19 protein-coding genes are annotated in these 19,898 nt (G+C 60.1%); 10 read left to right on the top strand and 9 right to left on the bottom strand.

Annotated features, from left to right (window positions below):
• Positions 1 to 37 precede the first annotated feature (37 nt).
• The 3 genes from eco (at position 38) to hdfR (ending at position 2,066) form a co-directional block, all read left to right on the top strand.
• Positions 38 to 520, top strand: coding sequence for a serine protease inhibitor ecotin (gene eco, locus WJM78_RS07210; protein ID WP_042034517.1), 483 nt, complete (start codon positions 38 to 40; stop codon positions 518 to 520).
• A gap of 302 nt (positions 521 to 822) precedes the next feature.
• A complete protein-coding gene (locus WJM78_RS07205) occupies positions 823 to 1,191 on the top strand; it encodes a DUF413 domain-containing protein (RefSeq protein ID WP_339014770.1) in 369 nt (122 codons plus the stop codon).
• Positions 1,191 to 2,066 (top strand): HTH-type transcriptional regulator HdfR, encoded by an 876-nt coding sequence (gene hdfR / locus WJM78_RS07200; RefSeq protein ID WP_042034520.1) that lies wholly within the window; start codon positions 1,191 to 1,193, stop codon positions 2,064 to 2,066. Before WJM78_RS07205 ends, hdfR begins: the two co-directional genes overlap by 1 nt.
• Positions 2,067 to 2,139: 73 nt before the next feature.
• Here the strand turns inward: hdfR and tyrA are convergent, their stop codons facing one another.
• From tyrA to glpT, 6 genes are all read right to left on the bottom strand, one after another.
• Complete coding sequence (gene tyrA / locus WJM78_RS07195) at positions 2,140 to 3,279, bottom strand: bifunctional chorismate mutase/prephenate dehydrogenase (RefSeq protein ID WP_212512613.1); 1,140 nt, start codon at positions 3,277 to 3,279, stop codon at positions 2,140 to 2,142.
• A gap of 126 nt (positions 3,280 to 3,405) precedes the next feature.
• Entirely contained in the window at positions 3,406 to 4,479 is a 1,074-nt protein-coding gene (locus WJM78_RS07190; RefSeq protein ID WP_339014763.1) for a 3-deoxy-7-phosphoheptulonate synthase, read from the bottom strand.
• Positions 4,480 to 4,830: 351 nt separating this feature from the next.
• Positions 4,831 to 5,913, bottom strand: coding sequence for a glycerophosphodiester phosphodiesterase (glpQ, locus tag WJM78_RS07185; RefSeq protein ID WP_212512611.1), 1,083 nt, complete (start codon positions 5,911 to 5,913; stop codon positions 4,831 to 4,833).
• Between the two features lie 102 nt (positions 5,914 to 6,015).
• Entirely contained in the window at positions 6,016 to 7,503 is a 1,488-nt protein-coding gene (glpD, locus tag WJM78_RS07180) for a glycerol-3-phosphate dehydrogenase (protein WP_339014758.1), read from the bottom strand.
• A 330-nt stretch (positions 7,504 to 7,833) separates the two neighbouring features.
• On the bottom strand, positions 7,834 to 8,592 hold the full coding sequence (locus tag WJM78_RS07175) for a DeoR/GlpR family transcriptional regulator (protein WP_042034527.1): 759 nt from the start codon (positions 8,590 to 8,592) through the stop codon (positions 7,834 to 7,836).
• 101 nt (positions 8,593 to 8,693) lie between these two features.
• A complete protein-coding gene (gene glpT, locus WJM78_RS07170) occupies positions 8,694 to 10,052 on the bottom strand; it encodes a glycerol-3-phosphate transporter (RefSeq protein WP_042034528.1) in 1,359 nt (452 codons plus the stop codon).
• 488 nt (positions 10,053 to 10,540) lie between these two features.
• Between glpT and WJM78_RS07165 the strand changes: the two genes are divergently transcribed.
• Positions 10,541 to 11,389, top strand: coding sequence for an MIP/aquaporin family protein (locus WJM78_RS07165; RefSeq protein WP_042034529.1), 849 nt, complete (start codon positions 10,541 to 10,543; stop codon positions 11,387 to 11,389).
• A gap of 54 nt (positions 11,390 to 11,443) precedes the next feature.
• Positions 11,444 to 12,946, top strand: a complete 1,503-nt coding sequence (gene glpK, locus WJM78_RS07160) for a glycerol kinase GlpK (protein WP_212512608.1) — start codon at positions 11,444 to 11,446, stop codon at positions 12,944 to 12,946.
• Between the two features lie 163 nt (positions 12,947 to 13,109).
• Here the strand turns inward: glpK and WJM78_RS07155 are convergent, their stop codons facing one another.
• The 3 genes from WJM78_RS07155 to WJM78_RS07145 are packed head-to-tail and all read right to left on the bottom strand — an operon-like array spanning position 13,110 to position 15,843.
• Complete coding sequence (locus WJM78_RS07155) at positions 13,110 to 13,352, bottom strand: FeoC-like transcriptional regulator (protein WP_042034531.1); 243 nt, start codon at positions 13,350 to 13,352, stop codon at positions 13,110 to 13,112.
• On the bottom strand, positions 13,349 to 15,619 hold the full coding sequence (gene feoB, locus WJM78_RS07150; protein WP_339014750.1) for a Fe(2+) transporter permease subunit FeoB: 2,271 nt from the start codon (positions 15,617 to 15,619) through the stop codon (positions 13,349 to 13,351). The genes WJM78_RS07155 and feoB overlap by 4 nt, the downstream gene beginning before the upstream one ends.
• Positions 15,616 to 15,843 carry a FeoA family protein gene (locus WJM78_RS07145; protein WP_042034533.1) on the bottom strand — a complete coding sequence of 76 codons (228 nt, stop codon included), beginning with the start codon at positions 15,841 to 15,843 and terminating at the stop codon, positions 15,616 to 15,618. Before WJM78_RS07145 ends, feoB begins: the two co-directional genes overlap by 4 nt.
• A 119-nt stretch (positions 15,844 to 15,962) precedes the next feature.
• On the opposite strand from WJM78_RS07145, the gene WJM78_RS07140 reads away from it, so the two are divergent.
• The 5 genes from WJM78_RS07140 to WJM78_RS07120 all read left to right on the top strand — a co-directional run bounded on the left by WJM78_RS07140 (position 15,963) and on the right by WJM78_RS07120 (position 19,830).
• A complete protein-coding gene (locus WJM78_RS07140; RefSeq protein WP_042034534.1) occupies positions 15,963 to 16,292 on the top strand; it encodes a translation initiation factor in 330 nt (109 codons plus the stop codon).
• A gap of 244 nt (positions 16,293 to 16,536) precedes the next feature.
• On the top strand, positions 16,537 to 17,094 hold the full coding sequence (locus WJM78_RS07135) for a TMEM165/GDT1 family protein (protein ID WP_042034535.1): 558 nt from the start codon (positions 16,537 to 16,539) through the stop codon (positions 17,092 to 17,094).
• Between the two features lie 241 nt (positions 17,095 to 17,335).
• Positions 17,336 to 18,274 (top strand): DUF2157 domain-containing protein, encoded by a 939-nt coding sequence (locus WJM78_RS07130; protein ID WP_275930068.1) that lies wholly within the window; start codon positions 17,336 to 17,338, stop codon positions 18,272 to 18,274.
• Between the two features lie 36 nt (positions 18,275 to 18,310).
• Positions 18,311 to 19,330, top strand: a complete 1,020-nt coding sequence (locus tag WJM78_RS07125; RefSeq protein WP_339014744.1) for a DUF4401 domain-containing protein — start codon at positions 18,311 to 18,313, stop codon at positions 19,328 to 19,330.
• Complete coding sequence (locus tag WJM78_RS07120) at positions 19,327 to 19,830, top strand: GDYXXLXY domain-containing protein (RefSeq protein WP_339014741.1); 504 nt, start codon at positions 19,327 to 19,329, stop codon at positions 19,828 to 19,830. The genes WJM78_RS07125 and WJM78_RS07120 overlap by 4 nt, the downstream gene beginning before the upstream one ends.
• Positions 19,831 to 19,898: the final 68 nt, after the last annotated feature.

The following is a 19,898-nucleotide window of genomic DNA, read 5'->3' as shown; positions in this document are numbered from 1 at the left end:
TAGTCTAGCGGCGTTGAACCAACCCCATGAGGTACAGATGAAAACCGTATTGCGTTTTAGCCTGCTGGGCGCCTTGTTGCTGGGCGGCCATGCCTTCGCCGCCGAACCGAAAAAATTTGATATCAGCATGTTCCCGGCCGCCGAAGTAAACCAGGAACGTGTCGTCATCCGCCTGCCAGAAGTCGAGAATGAAGCCGACATGATGGTCGAGTTGCAGGTCGGCAAGAAAATGATGGTCGATTGCAATGTGCCGCGCTTCGCCGGCAATCTGGAACAGCACAGCGTCAAGGGCTGGGGCTACAACTACCTGATGCTCGATAAGGTTTCCGATCCCATCAGCACCCTGATGGCCTGCCCGGATGCCCAGAAGAAAGAGACCTTCGTCCAGATCTATGGTCAGGGCTTCTTCGTGAACTACAACTCCAAGCTGCCGTTCGTGCTCTACGTCCCGCAGGAGTATGAAGTGCGCTACCGTCTGTGGCGTGCCGACAACCTGGCCCAGCCAGCCATGATAGAGTAAGCATCTATCGAGACCAAATTTCCTACGTTGGTTCATGAATGATGCAAAATAGAGCGCCAAATGGCGCTTTATTTTTAACCAAAAAATCGTCTACCTACCCGCCAAACCTTTATAGAACCTGACATAACTCCGCTTTTTTTCTCACTTTTTTGCTTCTGCTTCCCCTGCATGCCCGTTGGATCATGGATAAATCACTTTCGATTAAAGAAATTTATCCATATAGTGAAAAAATTGATTTTGCACTCTGCGACAGCCTGATGATACTTGCCCGCAAAGGTCAAACTAACCAGAAAAAGAGCACTATGAGCTTCGAATCCGACAAGCGTTTCAACGACTTCAAACATTTTCCCCGTGGCCTGCGTCGCAGTGGCGAATTCACTGTGGCCGAAGCGGACAGTCTGGAAAAATACGGCACCGCCATGCTGGCGCTCTATCAGGGCAGCCTGACGCCGCGCGATGACATAGAAAGCGCCTTTCTCGAACAAATCAAATCTGGCTCTGCCGGCAGCAACCCCCATGCCAAGGTGTGGTTCAAGTATCTGAAGGTGATAGGTCCCAAGCGCGTGCATCGTCTGTGCACAGTCGCGGGTGGCGCCAACGAGGAAACCGGTGGCGGTGGATTTGAAGGTGGCAATGGCAGTGGCGGCGGCAGCGACGAGTCCATCGATTAATGGATACCGAACTGCTTCGGACCTTTATCGAGGTCAGCAAGACCCGGCACTTTGGCCGGGCTGCTGAGAATCTCTACCTGACCCAGTCGGCGGTGAGCTTTCGGATCCGCCAGCTCGAGCAGCAACTCGGGGTCAGTCTGTTTGCCCGTCATCGCAACAACATCCGCCTGACCGCGTCCGGTGAACGTCTGCTGCCCTATGCAGATGCTATCTTGCATACCCTGGGTCGGGCCAAGCAGGACGTAGCGCTCTCCCCCGGTTTCAGTCAACAACTCGCCATAGGCGCGCCCGCCGTGTTCTGGGAGCTCGATTTCAACGACTGGCTCAATCACGTCTATGCGCTGGCTCCCGGCCTCGCCGTGCGGCTCGAAACCGCCTCGCGCGAGCACCTGTGCCGCCAGTTGCTGGAGCGCTCCCTCGACTTGGCCCTGCTCTCCGAGCCAACCAAGATTGACGAGATTGCCCTGCACCCCATCGGTGAGCTGGTGTTCGAGCTGGTGAGCCGGGATGGTGCCGCCAGCGCCGACAGCCTGATGCAAATGCCCCACATTCACCTCGACTGGGGCACTAGCTTCGAGCCGCAACCCAGCCGCTTGCAGAGCCTGCAAAAGACACCCGTGCTGCACTCGAGCTCCGCCAGCATGGCGCTGCAGTTCGTACTGGCCAATGGCGGTGCCGCCTATCTGCCACGGCGGATGGTGAGCCCCTTCCTGGAGCAGGGACTGCTGCATCTGGTGGAGGGAGGCCAGCCACTGAGCCGTCCGCTCTACCTCGCCTATCTGGAGAAATCCGATCGCCGGGAGCTGATCGATCAGCTGCTGACCCTGCCACTCGGTTGGGATGGCGCCGATCTGCGCCTGCCGCAGCCTGAATAACCTCAGGGCGGATAACACAGACAGAAAAGGGGCCGAATAGGCCCCTTCTCTATGATGCTTATGTGCAATCGCATCAGCCGTGCTGGCGGCGGTCGTTGGCCTGAGCCAGCAACATGCGGCTCTCGCGCAGGAACTGGTCGGCGTGTTCGCCGAAGAAACCGGAGACCTGCGAGAAGGCAGCGATAAAGCCAGCCCTATCCCCCTGCTCCAGCAGCCCCAGCACCTCGCCAAAGTTCTGGTAGTAGCGGCGGATCATCGCCAGATTCTGCGGTGACGACAAAATGATGTCGGCATAGAGTTCCGGGTCCTGAGCGAACAGCCGCCCCACCATGGCCAGCTCCAGCCGGTAGATGGGGGAGCTCAGGCTCAGCAGGCGATCCAGATTGGCACTCTCTTGCGAGAGGTGCCAACCGTAGGCAAAGGTGGCGAAGTGGCGCAGCGCCTGAATGAGAGTCATGGCCTCATCGTGCGCCTTGGCTTCCACCTGCTGCAAGCGGGCGCCCCAGATGGTCATCTGATCCAGCAACCACTGACTGGCGGCCGCGTCACGGCCCTGACAGCACACGATCACCTGCTTGGCGAGGCTCGCCACATCCGGTCCGAACATGGGGTGCAGCCCCAGCACGGGCCCTTGGTGTACCGCCAACATATGGGCAAGCGGCTCACTCTTGACGCTGGTGACATCCACCAGCAAGCAATCGACGGGCAAGTTGCCGAGTCGGTCGATGATCTGACAGGTGATGTCGATGGGCACCGCCACCATCACCAGACCCGCATCGGCCAGGATGGCGTCAGCCCTTGGCCAATCTGCTTGTTCGAGGGTCTCGACCCGGTAGCCGGAGAGGCCGAACATGTGACCGAACAGCCGGCCCAGCTGGCCCTGGCCGCCGATGATGACCACCTTGCCAAGGTCCGGCTTCATGCATTTGAAGTGGTTATCTTTTTCGCTGGCCGACTCGAGAATGTAGGATTCACGCATCACCCGGCGCAGCACATCTTCGATGAGATCGCCGGGCACTCCCAGCAGTTCGGCCTCGGCGCGGCGGCGGGCCAGCATGCTTGCCTCCCTGTCCGGTGCATAGATGGGCAGGCCGTGGCGGCTCTTTACCTCACCCACTTCTCCCACCAGGGCTAGACGGGCGGCCAGCAGATCGATCAGCTGCCGGTCCACCACATCGATTTTGTCCCTGAGGGCATTCAACTCTTCAGCCATATCCAGTCCCTGCCGGCGCCGCGGGCTGCGGCGCCCTGAAATTCAAGAGGCAACAAAGTATCACGGCGTGATGCCACGTGCGGTGATACCCAGATTGTTCAATAGGTTACGACAAGATACCACGGCTTACCGTGCAGTTCTGCCCTTGAGAGGTTCAACCAGCTGGTTGTGGCAGCGGGCCAGCAGGGTCGCGGTGGTGTCCCAGTCGATGCAGGCATCGGTGATAGAGACCCCATAGCGCATCTGCTGCTTGGGCTGCTCGCTGGACTGGTTGCCCTCGAACAGGTGGGATTCGAGCATCACCCCGATGATGGAGCGGTTGCCCTCCTGGATCTGGTGGATCACGTTGTCGGCCACCTTGGGCTGCAAACGGTGATCCTTGCTGGAGTTGCCGTGGCTGCAATCCACCACCAGACCGGGCAGCAGGCCCGCGTTCTCCAGCGCCTCTTCTGCCAGCGACACATTGACCGAGTCATAGTTGGGATGCTTGCCGCCACGCAGGATCACGTGACCATCCGGGTTGCCCTGGGTCTGCAGCAAGGCGACCTGACCCTGCTGGTTGATCCCCATGAAGGCGTGGGGGCTGGAGGCCGCCTGCAGCGCATTGATGGCGGTGCCCAGGTTACCGTCGGTGCCGTTCTTGAAGCCCACAGGCATGGAGAGGCCGGATGCCATCTCCCTGTGAGTCTGGGATTCGGTGGTACGGGCGCCAATAGCTGACCAGGAGAAGAGCTCCGCCAGGTATTGCGGGCTGATGGGGTCGAGTGCCTCGGTCGCCAGCGGCAATTCCAGCTCCGCCAGCCAGCAGAGCAGCTCGCGGGCCCGGTGTAGCCCCAGCTCCACATCGAAGGTGCCATCCAGATTCGGATCGTTGATAAAGCCTTTCCAGCCGACCGTGGTGCGTGGCTTCTCAAAGTAGACCCGCATGACAATGTAGAGAGAGTCCTGATAAGCGTCATGCAGCGCTTTGAGTCTGGTTGCGTACTCTTTGGCGGCGTCCATGTCGTGAATGGAGCAGGGACCACAGATCACCAGCAGGCGGTGATCGCGGCGGTGGATGATGTCGGCGATGGTGGTACGGGCCCCTTGCACGAATGCCAGCGCCTGGTCGGAGATGGGTAGCTTCTCCTTGAGCTGGGCAGGCGTGATCATCACTTGTTCGGACTGGATATGGATGTTGTTCAGGGGGTCTCTTTGCATGATCTCATTCTCTCTACCGTTTTTAAGCCAATCGCACTGATCGTATATTTTTGTTTACACAAGTCAGCACATTGTTACGCAACCGCCCTCACCTTACCAAGGAAAAACAAACAATCAAGTGAAACTAGCGGTTAAACTGCCTGGATGGTGGATAAACAACCAGCTCGGTGACCTAAACAGCCAGAAAGTCGCGGATAAAAGTCCCTGAACCGCCAAGAATAGTAAACTTATAGTTACACCCCGATGCGACTGTCAGCGCTGCTCAACCACCATCCCACCCCAGCGCTTGCCTCCATGTTATAAAAAAAGCGGGGCACCTGGCCCCGCTCGCGTTCGCGTCTTGCTCTGCAGTTATGGTTTGCCGTGTGCCTTGATGGCTTCGACCGCCTTGTCCGGGAAGTCGCTGAACACCCCGTCAACATCGGCCTGATAGAGGAAGATGTTGAGCAGATCACTGAAGTCCTTGGCATAGGCCGGGATCTGGCCTTCATCCTGACGGAAGGTATAAGGATGTACCTTGAGACCGGCGGCATGGGCCTCTTTCACCATATGGGTAAACACAGGTTTGCCCAGGATGCCCGGCTCTGTGACTATCATCGGCTTCCAGGGGCCTATCCCTTCGGCATAGCTGGCGATGGTCTTCATGGCGCCCGGCTTGAACATCCAGTCATAGTCATAAGGGGTTGCCTTGCCTTTGGCGTCATAGACCATGGTCTCGTTCCAGTCGGTCTCGGCCATCAGCTGCACCAGTTTCAAGTCCATGCCCATGGCCGGCATCAGCTCGCTGTTGATGCGCTTGAGCTCGTCGGCATCGAAGCTCTGCAGGTAGACCTTGTCATCCTTCCCTGTGTAGCCGTACTCCTTGAGTACGTTCAGCACCGCCTTGGAGATATCTTTGCCTTCGTGGCGAAACAGCCAGGGGGCCTTGATCTCCGGGTAGATGCCAATGTGCTTGCCAGTGCTCTTGTTGAGCCCCTGGATCATCTCTATCTCTTCCTGGAAGGTGTGGATCTTGAAGCTGGACTTCCACAGCGGGAAGCGGGCCGGATAAACGGGCACCTGCTTGCCATCCACCAGCTGGAACGGCTCCGTCATGCGCAAGGAGCGCACCTCGTCCAGGGTGAAGTCCACCACATAGTAGCGTCCGTCCGGACGGACCCGACCGGGGAAACGCTCGGCCACGTCCGTGATGCCATCGAGGAAGTGATCGTGCATCACCACCAGCTGGTCATCCTTGGTCATCACCAGATCCTGCTCCAGATAGTCGGCCCCCATGCCATAGGCCAGCGCCTTGGACTCCAGGGTATGCTCGGGCAGATAGCCGGACGCGCCACGGTGGGCAATCACGATTTTACCTTCATCGGCAGCCAGGGCAGGCAATGCGAGAGCGCCCCCCAGGCCAAGGGCGATCAGGGAGAGAGAGAGTTTTTTCATGCGCGGTGCTCTTTGTTATTGTGTATTGGGTGTAGGTTATTGTTATAACAGAGGTTTATTACAGTTTAACGGCGGGCGGCCAAGGGGCCGCCCGTCTCTTCATCAGCTGGCCTTGAGCAGGGCGTGCTGGTGTTGCTCCAGCCAGACGTGCAGTTGCAGCTGCTCGGTATCGGACAGGCGCAGCCCCAGCTTGCTGCGGCGCCACAGTATGTCTTCCATCGAATGGGCCCACTCGCGGCTCATCAGATAACGCACTTCCGACTCGTACAAACCGGCGCCAAAGTGCTGACCGCGCTCCTCGTGCAACCAGAGGCGAGCATGGCTGCCATAGGCTTCCGCGATACGGCGGGCATTGCGCTCATCCAGCCAGTCAAATTCGAGCATGTAAGCGCGGGCCAACTCGGTGGTGGAGCAGTCGAACTCACCACCGGGCAGACGGCTGCTGGCGGTCCAATCTTCGCCCATCTGGCTGAACCAGGGTTTGAGCTTGTTACAGGCGGCCTGGGCCAGCTTGCGATAAGTGGTGAGCTTGCCGCCAAACACCGAGAGCAGCGGCGCGCCGTCGGATTCGCCGGAGAGCTCGAGGGTGTAGTCGCGGGTCACCGCCTGCGGTGAATCTGACTCGTCATCGCACAGCGGGCGCACCCCGGCATAGGTCCAGATCACATCTTTCGGGGCGATCTGGCGAGTGAAGTGGGCGTTGACCACCTTGCAGAGGTAGCTTATCTCGGCGTCGCTGATCTTCGCTTCGCGCGGACTGCCGTGATGCTCCACGTCCGTGGTGCCAATCAGCGAGTAGTCCTGCTGATAGGGGATGACGAAGACGATACGGTTGTCCTCGTTTTGCAGGATATAGGCCTCTTCGCGCTCATGGATGCGCGGCACTATGATGTGGCTGCCCTTGATGAGGCGAATGCCACGGGGAGATTTCTCGTGCAGGCTCTCGTCATAGAAGGTCTTGACCCAGGGACCGGCCGCATTGACCAGACCACGGCAGGTGACGGTGAACTGTTCGCCCCCTTCCCGCTCCAGGGTCAGGGTCCAGTGCTTGGAGCCACGCACCGCCTTGATGCAGCGGGTACGGGTCTGCACGTCGGCCCCCTTGTCCCGGGCCATCATGGCATTGAGCACCACCAGGCGAGCATCATCGACCCAGGCATCCGAATATTCGAAGCCCTTGTTGATACCGCTCTTCAGGCCGTCTTGCGGCAGGAAGCGCAGGCCACAGCTGCCCTTGAGCTTGTCGCGCTTGGCCAGGTTGTCATACAGGAACAGACCGGCGCGGATCATCCAGGCCGGACGCAGGTGCGGGCGATGGGGCAGCCGAAAGCGCATGGGACGGGCGATGTGAGGAGCCATGCCGAGCAGCACTTCCCGCTCCGCCAACGCCTCTTTTACCAGCCGGAATTCGTAATGTTCGAGGTAACGCAAGCCACCGTGGATCAGCTTGCTGGAATTGGAAGAGGTGGCAGAGGCGAGATCTTGCGCCTCGAACAGGGCAACCTTCAGACCCCGACCCGCTGCATCAGCCGCAATGCCCACCCCATTGATGCCGCCGCCAACGACGACCAGATCATAATGTTCGCTCATGTTCACCTACTCTTTCTTATTTTGTGTTGCCATGACAGCAATGTTTGATTTCGCTCATATTAGAGCATGAAAAAATGATAAACGAACATTTTATGGAGAAAATGTGATCGCGATGGTTATGGCAATGCTAAAAATGCGGGCCGTCGGTGATCAGGGTGTCAGCAAGGGGCTGGCTGGCAAAAAAGGGGGCGCGAGATCGCGCTCATGCCCGTGGGCATCCAAGACGCGGGGCATCCAGAATGCAAGCGCAGGGTGTGCAAACAGAGAGGAGGAGGAAGCGGAAAAGAAGCGGCCGCCGGTGCGGCGGCCTGATACCAGTGCGGGGGCGACTCAGCAGATGTGACACGCGATCTGATGCTGGGACATCAACCGCATGAGCTTCTCGGGCGGCTCCTGATCAGTGAACAGGGCGTGGATCTGGTTGAGGTTGCCCAGATTGACCATGGCATTGCGACCAAACTTGGTGTGGTCGGCGGCCAGAAACACCTGACGGGAGTGGGCGATGATGGCTTGGGCAATCTTCACCTCGTGATAGTCGAAATCGAGCAGGGAGCCGTCATTGTCGATGCCCGAGATACCGATGACACCGTAGTCCATGCGGAACTGGCCGATGAAATCGCGGGTCGCCTCCCCCACTATGCCGCCATCCCGGTTGCGGATCTCGCCACCGGCGATGATGACGGTGAAGTCATCCTTGGCCGTCAGAATGCTGGCCACGTTGAGGTTGTTGGTGACAACCCGCAGCTCACGGTGATCCAGCAGGGCACGGGCGATGGCTTCTGTGGTAGTACCAATGTCGATAAAGAGCGATGAACCGTCGGGAATGTTGGCGGCCACTTCGCGGGCGATACGCTCTTTCTCCTTGAGCTGCATCACTTTACGGGCACTGTAGGCGGTATTGACGGTACTCGAATGCAGGGAGGCACCGCCATGATGGCGCCGGATCTTGTTCTGTTCGGCAAGATCATTCAGATCCCGGCGAATGGTCTGGGGGCTGACGTCAAAGTGGGTCACCAGATCCTCGGTCGAGACAAAGCCCTGCCGCGTCAGGACGTCCAGGATCTCCAGATGTCGTTGGGTTTGCTTCACGCTTGCACTCCGATGATGGGACGAAAAAAGGCCCCGGCAGATGCGGGGCCTTTTGCAGTTTACCTGATCCCTTTTCGGATCGATAAGGGCAGGATCACGTTTTATGCCCTATCGGCAGCCGCTTTCTTGGCCGCGACGGCAATGTTCTCGTGCTTGAGGGTCATGGCCAGCAAGATGATGGAGAGCACGCAAGACGCGGTCAGCACCATGAAGCCACCATCCCAACCGAAGTGGTCAACCGTGTAGCCCAGCATGGCGTTGGCTGCCACGGCGCCGCCCAGATAACCGAACAGCCCGGTGAAACCTGCCGCAGTACCGGCTGCTTTCTTCGGTGCCAGCTCAAGCGCATAGAGGCCGATCAACATGACGGGACCGTATATCAGGAAGCCGATGGCCACCAGTGCCATCATGTCGATGGTCGGGTTGCCAGCCGGGTTGAACCAGTAAACCAGTACGGCAACGGTCACCAGCACCATGAACAGGATACCGGCCGGGGCACGGCGACCCTGGAACAGCTTGTCCGAGATCCAGCCGCACAGCAGGGTGCCCGGAATACCGGCCCACTCGTACAGGAAGTAAGCCCAGGAGGAGTTATCGACACTGAAGTCCTTGGCCTCTTTCAGGTAGGTCGGGGCCCAGTCCAGCACGCCGTAACGAATGAGGTAAACGAAGGCGTTGGCAATGGCGATATACCACAGCAGCTTGTTGTGCAGCACGTACTTGACGAAGATCTCCTTGGCGGAAAACTCCTGCTCATGGCTTTCGTTGTAATCCTTCGGATAGTCGTTCTTGTGCTCTTCGATGGGGGGCAAACCCACGGATTGCGGGGTATCGCGCATCACGAAGAAGGTGATCACCGCAATGGCAGCCGCCGCAGCCGCCGGCACATAGAAGGCACTGCGCCAGTCATTGAACCAGCCCATCCCGAGGATGAACAGCGGGCCTATCATGCCGCCGCCGACGTTGTGCGCCACGTTCCAGACCGCGACCACTTCGCCACGCTCCTTCTGTGACCACCAGTGCACCATGGTGCGACCGCAGGGCGGCCAGCCCATGCCCTGTGCCCAACCGTTCAGGAACAAGAGCACAAACATGATGCCGATGCTGGAGGTGGCCCAGTGCACTGTCCCCATCATGAACATGATGCCGGCCGAGAGCAGCAGGCCTGCGGAGAGGAAGTAACGGGCATTGGAGCGGTCAGAGACGTTCCCCATCAGGAACTTGGACAGACCATAAGCGATGGAAACCCCCGACAGGGCCAGGCCCAGATCGCCGCGGGAGAATCCCTGTTCAATCAGATAAGGCATCGCCAGACTGAAGTTTTTTCGCACCAGATAGTAACCGGCATAACCGAAGAAGATCCCGAAAAACACCTGCCAACGCATGCGTTTGTAGAAGGGATCGACCTTGTCGGCCGGGAGCCTGTCTATATGTGGGGCAGGCCTGAAGAGACTAAGCATGTTCTGCGTCCTTATTGTTGTTGTGGGCGGTTGAGGGTGCCCTGTCCATGCTGACCAACCAGAGGAGTCCTGATTCGAAAGCGAGCCTATTGTGCTCATATATGAACATTTAATCTGTGATGGAGGCTCAAATATTGCAGTTTTATTACAAAAGAAAGCGCCAGTTGAGTAGTTGCGTATCAGCCGCAATCCCTTATATAGCAAGGCTTACAGCTACCCACTAAGTGGTACAAGCATGGCTGCATCTTGCTTTCCGTCACAGTTTTTTAGCAATGAGTGGGATCTTGTCCACACTTCCTGCGGGGAGGAGGTGGTGAATGTTCGATTTAGGTTTATTTTCTCCCTCGTCCTGGAACGAGCACAAACGAGCATAACGTTTGCGTCAGCTCAAAAAACAAGAAAAACGTTTTCCAACGAAATAATGGGACTGAAAAAAACAACAAAACAGAACATCAAACCTACTCTGGGTAGATATAAGGAATAACGGTATGAGCATACAAAGACCCAATACCCTGCTTGGCGAGTGCATCGCCGAATTTATCGGCACCGGCCTGCTGATATTTTTCGGCGTCGGTTGTGTGGCCGCCCTGGTGCTGGCAGGCGCCAACTTCGGACAATGGGAAATCTCGATTACCTGGGGTCTGGGTGTCGCCATCGCCATCTATGTGACCGGGGGTATTTCAGGTGCCCACCTGAACCCGGCCGTGACCCTGGCGCTGATGACCTTCTGCGGGTTCGACAAACGTAAAGTGGTGCCCTACATCATCGCTCAAGTCGCAGGCGCCTTCTGCTTCGCCGCCCTTGTCTACTTCCTCTATAGCGGCCTGTTCACCCAGTGGGAAGTGACCCACAACGTGGTGCGCGGCAGCGTCGAGAGCCTTGGCACCGCTGGCATCTTCTCTACCTATCCGCATTCGCTGCTCTCCAACATGCAAGCCTTCGCGGTCGAGCTGGTGATCACCGCCGTCCTGATGCTGGGCATCATGGCGCTGGGTGACAACAACAACGGCGCCCCCAAAGGTTTCGCTGCTGCCCTGCTGATCGGTATCCTGATCGCCGTGATCGGTGCCTCCCTCGGCCCGTTAACCGGTTTTGCCATGAACCCGGCCCGCGATTTCGGCCCCAAACTGTTTGCCTTCCTGGCAGGCTGGGGTGACGTGGCCATGACCGGTGGTCGTGACAACCCCTACTTCTGGGTACCCATCCTTGGCCCCATCGTCGGTGCCCAGCTTGGTACCGCCCTGTACGTGAAAGTGTTGGCCCCCTGTGTGCCTGGCAACCGTGTTGCCGCCACCGAGCAAGCTGCCCAAACCGCCAACGAAGAGGCCGCCGCATAAGAGCGGCCCTCCCCAACGTGTAAAAACGTGGAAAATAAAAACGTGGAGAACATCATGTCTGCTGAAAAAAAATATGTCGTCGCTCTGGACCAGGGTACTACCTCTTCCCGCGCCATCGTGTTTGACCAGGATGCCAATATCGTCGGCACCTCCCAGCGCGAATTCACCCAGCACTACCCGAAAGCGGGCTGGGTAGAACACGACCCCATGGAGATCTGGGCGACCCAGTCTTCCGTCTTCACCGAAGTGCTGGCCAAGACGGGCCTGCGCAGCGAAGAGATTGCCGCCATCGGCATCACCAACCAGCGTGAAACCACAGTGGTATGGGAAAAGGCCACCGGCAAACCCATTTACAACGCCATCGTCTGGCAGTGCCGCCGCACCGCCGCCATCTGTGAAGAGCTCAAGGCCCGTGGCCTGGAAGAGTATGTGCGCGAGAACACCGGTCTGGTGCTGGATGCCTACTTCTCCGGTACCAAGGTGAAGTGGATCCTCGACAACGTCGAAGGTGCCCGCGAGAAGGCGATGAACGGCGAGCTGCTGTTCGGCACCATAGACACCTGGCTGGTGTGGAAGATGACCAACGGCGAAGTGCATGTCACCGACCCGACCAACGCCTCCCGTACCATGCTCTACAACATCCGCGACCTGAAGTGGGACAAGAAGATGCTGGACGAGCTGGGCATTCCCTTGTCCATGCTGCCAGAGGTCAAGCCCTCGTCCGAAGTGTACGGCTACACCACCCGTGGCGGCGGCTCCCGTATCCCCATCGCTGGCATTGCCGGTGACCAGCAGTCTGCCCTGTTTGGCCAGCTCTGCTTCGAAAAAGGGATGGCCAAGAACACCTACGGTACCGGCTGCTTCTTGCTGATGAACACCGGCACAGAGCCGGTTCGCTCCAGCAACGGCCTGCTGACCACGGTCGCCATCGGCCCGAAAGGAGAAGTGAATTACGCGCTGGAAGGGGCTGTCTTTATGGGCGGCGCGACCGTGCAGTGGCTGCGTGACGAGCTGAAACTCATTCACGATGCCCGCGATACTGACTACTTCGCCTCCAAGGTGGGTGACACCAATGGCGTCTATCTGGTGCCAGCCTTCGTCGGTCTGGGCGCACCCTACTGGGATCCCTATGCGCGCGGCACCATGGTCGGCCTGACCCGTGGCGCCAACCGCAACCACATCATTCGTGCTGCGCTGGAGTCCATCGCCTATCAGAGCCGCGATGTGCTGGATGCCATGCAGCAGGACTCCGGCATCAAGCTGGCGGCCCTCAAGGTAGACGGTGGCGCCGTCGCCAACGACTTCCTGATGCAGTTCCAGTCCGACATGATGCACACCCCGGTGGTGCGTCCGACCCGCATCGAGACCACCGCCATGGGCGCTGCCTTCCTGGCCGGTCTGGCCGTCGGCTTCTGGAAGAGCTCTGACGAGCTGGAAGACAAGTTCAGCGTGGATCGCGAGTTTATCCCGCAGATGGATCACGCCGATCGCGACAAGCGCTATCACGGCTGGCAAAAAGCGGTTGAGCGTTCACGCCGCTGGGCCGAAGAGGATTAATCGGGCAGCCGACGTCTTCTGAGATGAAAATACAAAGAGGCCGACAGCGATGTCGGCCTATTCTTTATTCAGCCAGATATCCACAGTGGGCATTCACCACCGCAGGCACCCGCCGGTCAGTCCCGTCCCCTTGTCATGGAGTGAGGTGGACCAGGGCGCAGGCTCAGCGCTTTTGCACCAGGCCAATCTGGCCCGGCTCGCACCACTCGAACATCACCTCCTGACGCTTGCCGCAGCAGCTGCCGCCGCACACCTGGGTCTCCCGCTTGGCGACCCGGCCCTTGCGCATCCAGACGCCGAGCATGGCCTCCACCGCATCTTCCGAGGTGTGGAAGTGGCGCGCCAGATCCCGCCGGCTCACCTTCTGCTGTGCGGCGAGATAGTCGCCGAGCTCCCGCAGGATCACAGGGCCACCACCTTGCGGGCGACTATGTCGCCGTGACGACGGCCCAGCCACCAGAGCAGCAGCAGGGAGAGGCCATAGCTGCCGATCCAGAACAGGCTCTGCTCGGGATGAGCGGCAAAGGTTGCCAGCTGATAGAAGACAGTGGCGCACATAAAGGCCACGTAGTTGCACCAGGCGGCAGTCAAAAGCGCCCACTGACGACCGGTTTCCCGCACCAGCGCCCCCATGGCGGCGGCGCAGGGCATGTAGAGCAGCACGAACAGCAGATAGGCAAAGGCACCGGCCGCGCCGTCGAAGTGGGCCTGCATGTTGCCGTAGGTGGAGACATCGACCTCCTGCGCGTCAGCGGCGGCTTGCTGGTCGCCGAGATTGCCAACGGCAAGCCCCATGGGGTCGGTCGGGTTGATCTCCGCCAGATTGGTAGACACGGCAGCCACGGCCTCGTGGAAGCTGGCCACCAGCGAGAACTCGCCCGCCTCCTCACCACCGCTCTTGCCCGCGTAGAGGCTGTTGAGGGTGCCAACCACCGCCTCTTTGGCGAAGATGCCGGTGACGATACCCACTGTGGCCTGCCAGTTGTCATCACGCACGCCTATGGGGTGCAACACCGGGGTCACGGCCTGGCTTATCTTGCTCAGCACCGAGCTCTCCTGATCCTGGTGGCCGAAACTGCCATCCGTGCCCAGCGAGTTGAGCACGCTCAGCACGGCGACCACCAGCACTATGGTTTTACCGGCGCCGAACACGAAGGATTTGAGCTTCTGCCAGGTCTTGATCCCCACGTTGATGGGGCGCGGCCACTCGTAATCGGGCATCTCCATCAGCATGGCGTCGCTCTTGCCTGGCAGCAGGGTGCTGCGCAGCAGCAGGCCGGTGAGCACGGCCACCACAATGCCGATGAGGTAGAGACCGAACACCAGGTTCTGACCCGATTCGGGGAAGAAGGCCACCGCAAACAGGGCGTAGACCGGCAGGCGGGCACCGCACGACATGAAGGGGGCCATGGCCGAGGTCATCAGCCGCTCCCGCTCCGAGTTGAGGGTGCGGGTCGCCATCACCGACGGCACGGTGCAGCCAAAGCCCATCAGCATGGGCACAAATGCCTTGCCCGGCAGGCCGAGGCGGCGCATCAGGGCATCCACCACGAAGGCGGCACGGGCCAGGTAGCCTGAGCTCTCCAGCACCGCGAGGAACAGATAGAGGCAGCCGATCACCGGAATAAAGGTGGCCACCGTCTGCAAGCCGACCCCGAAGCCGTCCGCCAGTATGGCCCCCAGCCAGTCAGGGGCACCGAAGAGCCCCAGCAGGTGGTGCACGCCATCCACGAACAGGGCACCGCCCATGATGTCGAAAAAGTCGATGAAAGCGCTGCCCACCTTGATGGCGAACATGAACATCAGGTACATCACCAGCAGGAAGAAGGGGATGCCAACCCAGCGGTTGAGCAGCACCCGATCCAGCCATTCGCTCTGGGCCACGGTGAGCTTGCCCTTCTGCTGACACGCCTGGCCGGCCCACTGGTGAATGTGGCCATAGCGGATATCCGCCAGTTGCAGATCGATGTCCTGGGCATGATGGGCGCGGGCCACCACGTTGGTGGCGGCGGCCTGCTGGCCGGGCAACAGGGTCTCCTGCATCACCACATCCTCTTCCAGCAGGCGCAGGGCGCGGCCACGGGGGGTGAGGTGATGGGGGGCGAGCAGGGTCTCAAGCTCCGCCAGATCGTGTTCAAGGTCGCGGCCGTAATCGAGCCGCAGCGCCTGCTGGGGCTGGCCAATGAACTGCTGGATCTGCTGCTTCAAGGCGGCAACCTGCTTGCTGTTGTGCGCAGAGAGGGCGACCACCGGACAACCGAGGGATTTGCCGAGCCTGCTCTCGTCGATAACGATGCGACGCTTTTGCAGGATATCCAGTTTGTTGAGCACCACCACCATGGGCAGCCCCAGCTCGCGCAACTGCAGCGTGAGATAGAGGGAGCGTTCCAGGTTGGCGGCATCGATGACATTGAGCAACAGGTCCGGCTGCTGACCCTGAACGAAGCGACTGGCAATCTGCTCGTCCAGACTCCCTTCCTGATTGGCCAGGCTATAGATGCCGGGCAGATCCATCAGCTTGTAGTCGTGACCATCGGCGGAAAATTCGCCCATCTTTTTATCGACGGTGACGCCACTCCAGTTGCCCACCTGTTGGCGGGCACCGGTCAGGGCGTTGAACAGGGAGGTCTTGCCACTATTGGGATTACCGACGGTTACCAGGGAATAACTCATACCGGTTCGACCTCGATTTGCTGGGCCAGACTCTTTTGCATGGAGAGACAGATCCCCTGACACTGGATCTGAAGCGGATCCCCCAGCGGGGCGGATCGCAGATAGATGACTTCAGTCTGTGGCAACAAGCCCATCACCATCAATTTGCGCCGCAGGGGGCGGGTCAACTGGTTCATGTTCTTGATGCGAGCACTCTGTCCCGGTGACAACTGCGTGAGTACCATGACTGACTCCTGAAGTTAAACAATAATAATTCGCTTTTACTCCGGGCATTATATGCTGTGTCTTCAACTTTTATTTGAGTAAAATCAAACTCCGCTTAGCTAACCCATAAAGTATTGCCATGAGTCACGACAACAACAGCCGCCTGGTTTACAGCACAGATGGCGGCATCATCAAGGAACAGACCCAGTCTCAATCTGCCTCCCCCTTCCCGCAGGATGGCACTGTGCGCATCCGGCGCGAGACCAAGGGGCGCAAGGGCGCCGGCGTCATCAGCATTCACGGCGTACCGGCCGAACAGCAAAAGGCCATCGCCACCCTGCTCAAGAAAAAGTGCGGTACCGGCGGCGGCCTGAAAGAGGGGATCATCGAGATCCAGGGGGATAAACGGGACCTGATCAAAACCGAACTGGAGAAGGCCGGTTTCAGCGTCAAGCTGGTCGGTGGCTAACCCACTTGTCTGGCGGATGATTTTTCCCTAGAATGCCCGCTCCCATCGAGGGGGAGTAGTCTCGCAACCCGATCCCAAACCGGTTTGCGACCCTGATCAACATGCTTGGTGCCAACTCACCATGGTCAGGGTGATCCATCTAATCCGTGGATTTGACAAGACCTTTGACGGGCCAGTGCCAATACCGGGGACGGATGGCGCAGGCTTGTCTCAGGTATAACAATTCCGTCCCCCGGTCATTTTTATGGAAGCCTTGTTAACCTCAACCCTGAGCGTGGCTATCGCCGAGATCGGCGACAAGACCCAGCTGCTGGCGTTGCTACTCATCTGTCGTTTTCGCAAGCCTTGGCCCATCATAGCCGGCATGCTGGCGGCTACCCTGCTCAACCACGCCGCCGCCGCCTGGTTTGGCGAGTTCATCAGCCGCTGGCTGGATCCCCAAGTGATGATCTATCTGGTCGCCGGCGCCTTCATTGCCATGGCAGCTTGGATCCTGGTGCCGGACAAGATGGACGACGAGGAGAGCTCGCTCGACAAGTACGGCCCCTTCATGGCCACATTCGTGCTCTTCTTCATCGCCGAGATAGGCGACAAGACCCAGATCGCCACAGTGTTGCTGGCGGCCAAATATGACTCGCTGGTGCAAGTCATCACAGGCACCACCCTCGGCATGATGCTGGCCAACGTGCCCGTGGTGCTGCTCGGCAAGCTGGGCGCCGACAAGTTGCCGCTCAAGGGGATCCGCATCGCCTGCGCCATCCTGTTTGTCGGCCTCGGGGTAAGCACCCTGATCTTCGCCTGACACAGACCGGCCCCGAAGGCGGCGAGGCAAGCGTGAGCACTTGCCTACCCCGCCCCGTGCCGGCATACATGTGGTGTTTTACCAAGCCAGCCCCGCCTCTCTTCAAACAGGCGGGGCTTTTTGTTGCCGCGTCAGCAGCCTAACCCTGCGCCACCCACCCCGCTGCCGCACGCCCACACACGGGGAGTGTTCCGCAGTGCCATGACGGTGGCATAATGCGGCAAACCTCATGGAGCCTCCCATGCACTTCACCTCAAGACAGACGCTGCTCGACTGGGTCAGACGCGGACGCCTCGCCCAGGCGCAACTGCCAGCCGCCCTCGCCCTGTGCGAGCTGCCACCCGGCCACCGCCGCTGGCAATGGTTGTTCGATCGCCTGCTGCTCTGGCTTGGCAGCCTGTGCCTGGGCGCCGGACTGGTGTTCTTCGTCGCCTTCAACTGGCAGGAGCTGGGCCGTCTCCCCCGCCTCGCCCTGCTGGAGCTGCCCCTGCTCGCCATGCTGGTGCTGCTATGGCGCAAGCCCCTGGCCGACACGCCCCGCCAGGCCTTGCTGCTGGCCGCAGCGCTCACTATCGGTGCCCTGCTGGCCCTGGTGGGGCAGACCTACCAGACAGGCGCCGACCCCTGGCAGCTGTTCGCCACCTGGGCCCTGATGCTGCTGCCACTGGCGGCGCTCGGCCAGAGCCCCTTGCTGTGGACCCTGAGCTGGCTGCTCGGCCAGCTGGCGCTGGTACTCTACTGGCGGCTCGGCCTGTTCACCCTCTTCGTTGCCTTCGATGAAGAGGCGCTCGGCTGGAGCCTGACCCTACTCAACGCCGCCCTCTGGGGTCTGCTTTCGCTGGTGCCCGCGCGCCACACGCTGCTACCGGCCTGGCTGCCGGGCCTGGCCGCCGGCCTCGGCGTCACCCTGCTGGCATTGCTGGCGCTGTTTGATGCCGCCTCCCCCTGGGTCTGGCCCGCCTGGATCGCATGGCTGGGCGCCGCCTATCTGTGCTGGCACCACAGATTTATCGCCGGGCTCGCCATGGGCTGCCTGAGCCTGATCGCCGTGATCCTGGCGGCCCTTGGCAAGTGGATGGAGCCCGACATCAACGGCTTTCTGCTGCTCAGTCTGATTGCCATCGGCCTGTCAGTGGCCGCCAGCCGCTGGCTGCAACAGCAACGGAGGTCCCATGCCTAAGCAAGGTATCTGGCAAGCCCGTCAAGAGGAGGCACCATGGCTGATCTGACCCCCTGGCAGCGGCTGCAACAGGCCAATTTGGTGGAAGGGGACGCCCCCCATGATACCCGGCCCCACTGGTCGAGCCGCTTCCTGCTCGGCATGGTGGGCTGGATCGCCGCCCTCTTCCTGCTGTTTTTCCTGTTCATGTCGTTCTCGCAGCTCACCCGGGATGCCAACAGCGCCCTGATGATGGGCGTCGTGCTGATGGCCATCGCCTATAGCCTCAACCGCTTCGCCCAGCGCAATGCCACATCCAGCGATCTGGTGGATCAGTTCGTGCTGGCGCTGGCGCTGGCCGCCGATGCCTGGCTGCTCTATGGCCTCATCGATCAGCTTGACCCGCACTCGGCGCCGCTCTGGCTGGGGCTGGCGCTGCTCTCGCTGGCCATCGCCGCCCTGTTCGAGCACTGGCTGATCCGGCTGTTCCACAGCTTCGCCGCCGCCATACTGCTCACGCTTGGGCTGGCTTGTCTCGGCCTGCAGCTGCTGGCGCTGCCGCTGGTGATGGCGGCCATCACCCTCTGCTGGCTGCAGGCGGAGCGTCAGCCCGTCCACCATCAGTGCTACGAATCCCTCACCCTGGGGTTGGCGCTCTCCCTGCTGGTGCTGGGGCGCTTGCACCAGCCGCTGTGGGACGCAGGCGCCAACATGCTCGACGAGCTGGGCCACTCCCGCCTGCCGCTCTGGCTCAATCCCCTGCTCTGTGCAGCCCTGCTGCTCGGGGTTATGGTCCGGCTCAAGCTGCCACTGCGGTATGGGCTGCCACTGGTGCTGATCAGCGCCCTCATCCCCGGCATGGGGGCTGGCACGCTGGTGCTGGTGCTCGGCTTTTATGCCGGAAGCATGGGGCTAATGACGCTGGCGGGCCTGCTGCTGCTCGGCTTTGGCTCCCTCTATTACTACGATCTGGGGCTGACCCTGATGACCAAATCCTGGTTGCTACTGGGCTCGGGCACCCTGCTGCTCGGCACCCGCCAGCTACTGAAGGTTCTGAATGGGAGGACACCATCATGAGACGGCTTGGGCTCCTGCTGACCGGCCTCGCCATACTGGCAGCCATCAACGTCACCGTCTGGAGTTACGAGCGCGCCATCAGCAGCGCCGACAGGGTGCTGCTCAGGCTGGCACCGGTCGACCCCCGCTCCCTGATGCAGGGGGATTACATGCGGCTGAACTACGACATTGCCCGCCAGCTCGGTGCCCATCGCGACAGCGAACGCGCCAATGGCAGCGATACCCTGGTGATCCGCCTCGATGGGCAACAGGTGGCCAGCTGGGTGGCCGATGGCACGCCCGCGCAACTGGCGCCGGATGAGCGGCTGTTACAGGTGCGGCGCAGCGACAGCCAGTGGCTGATCGGGCCCGATGCCTTCTTCTTCGAAGAGGGCACAGGGGCGCAGTATGAAGGGGCACGCTACGGCGAATTTCGGCTGCAAGCAGATGGCAAGGCGCTGCTGGTCGGGCTGCGTGATGAGCAGTTCAAGCTGATGGGAACCAGTAGGGGGCGCTGGTAACACACTTGCAATATCAGACCTTTTTACCCACTCTGCACAAGAGGATCACAGGCTTTACACCAAGGATG

Origin of the sequence: Aeromonas popoffii, from assembly GCF_037818705.1 — a bacterium.
Classification (GTDB): Bacteria; Pseudomonadota; Gammaproteobacteria; order Enterobacterales; family Aeromonadaceae; genus Aeromonas; species Aeromonas popoffii.
Note: the sequence above shows the minus strand (reverse complement) of the source record. Positions and strands in the feature narration are given on the sequence as shown.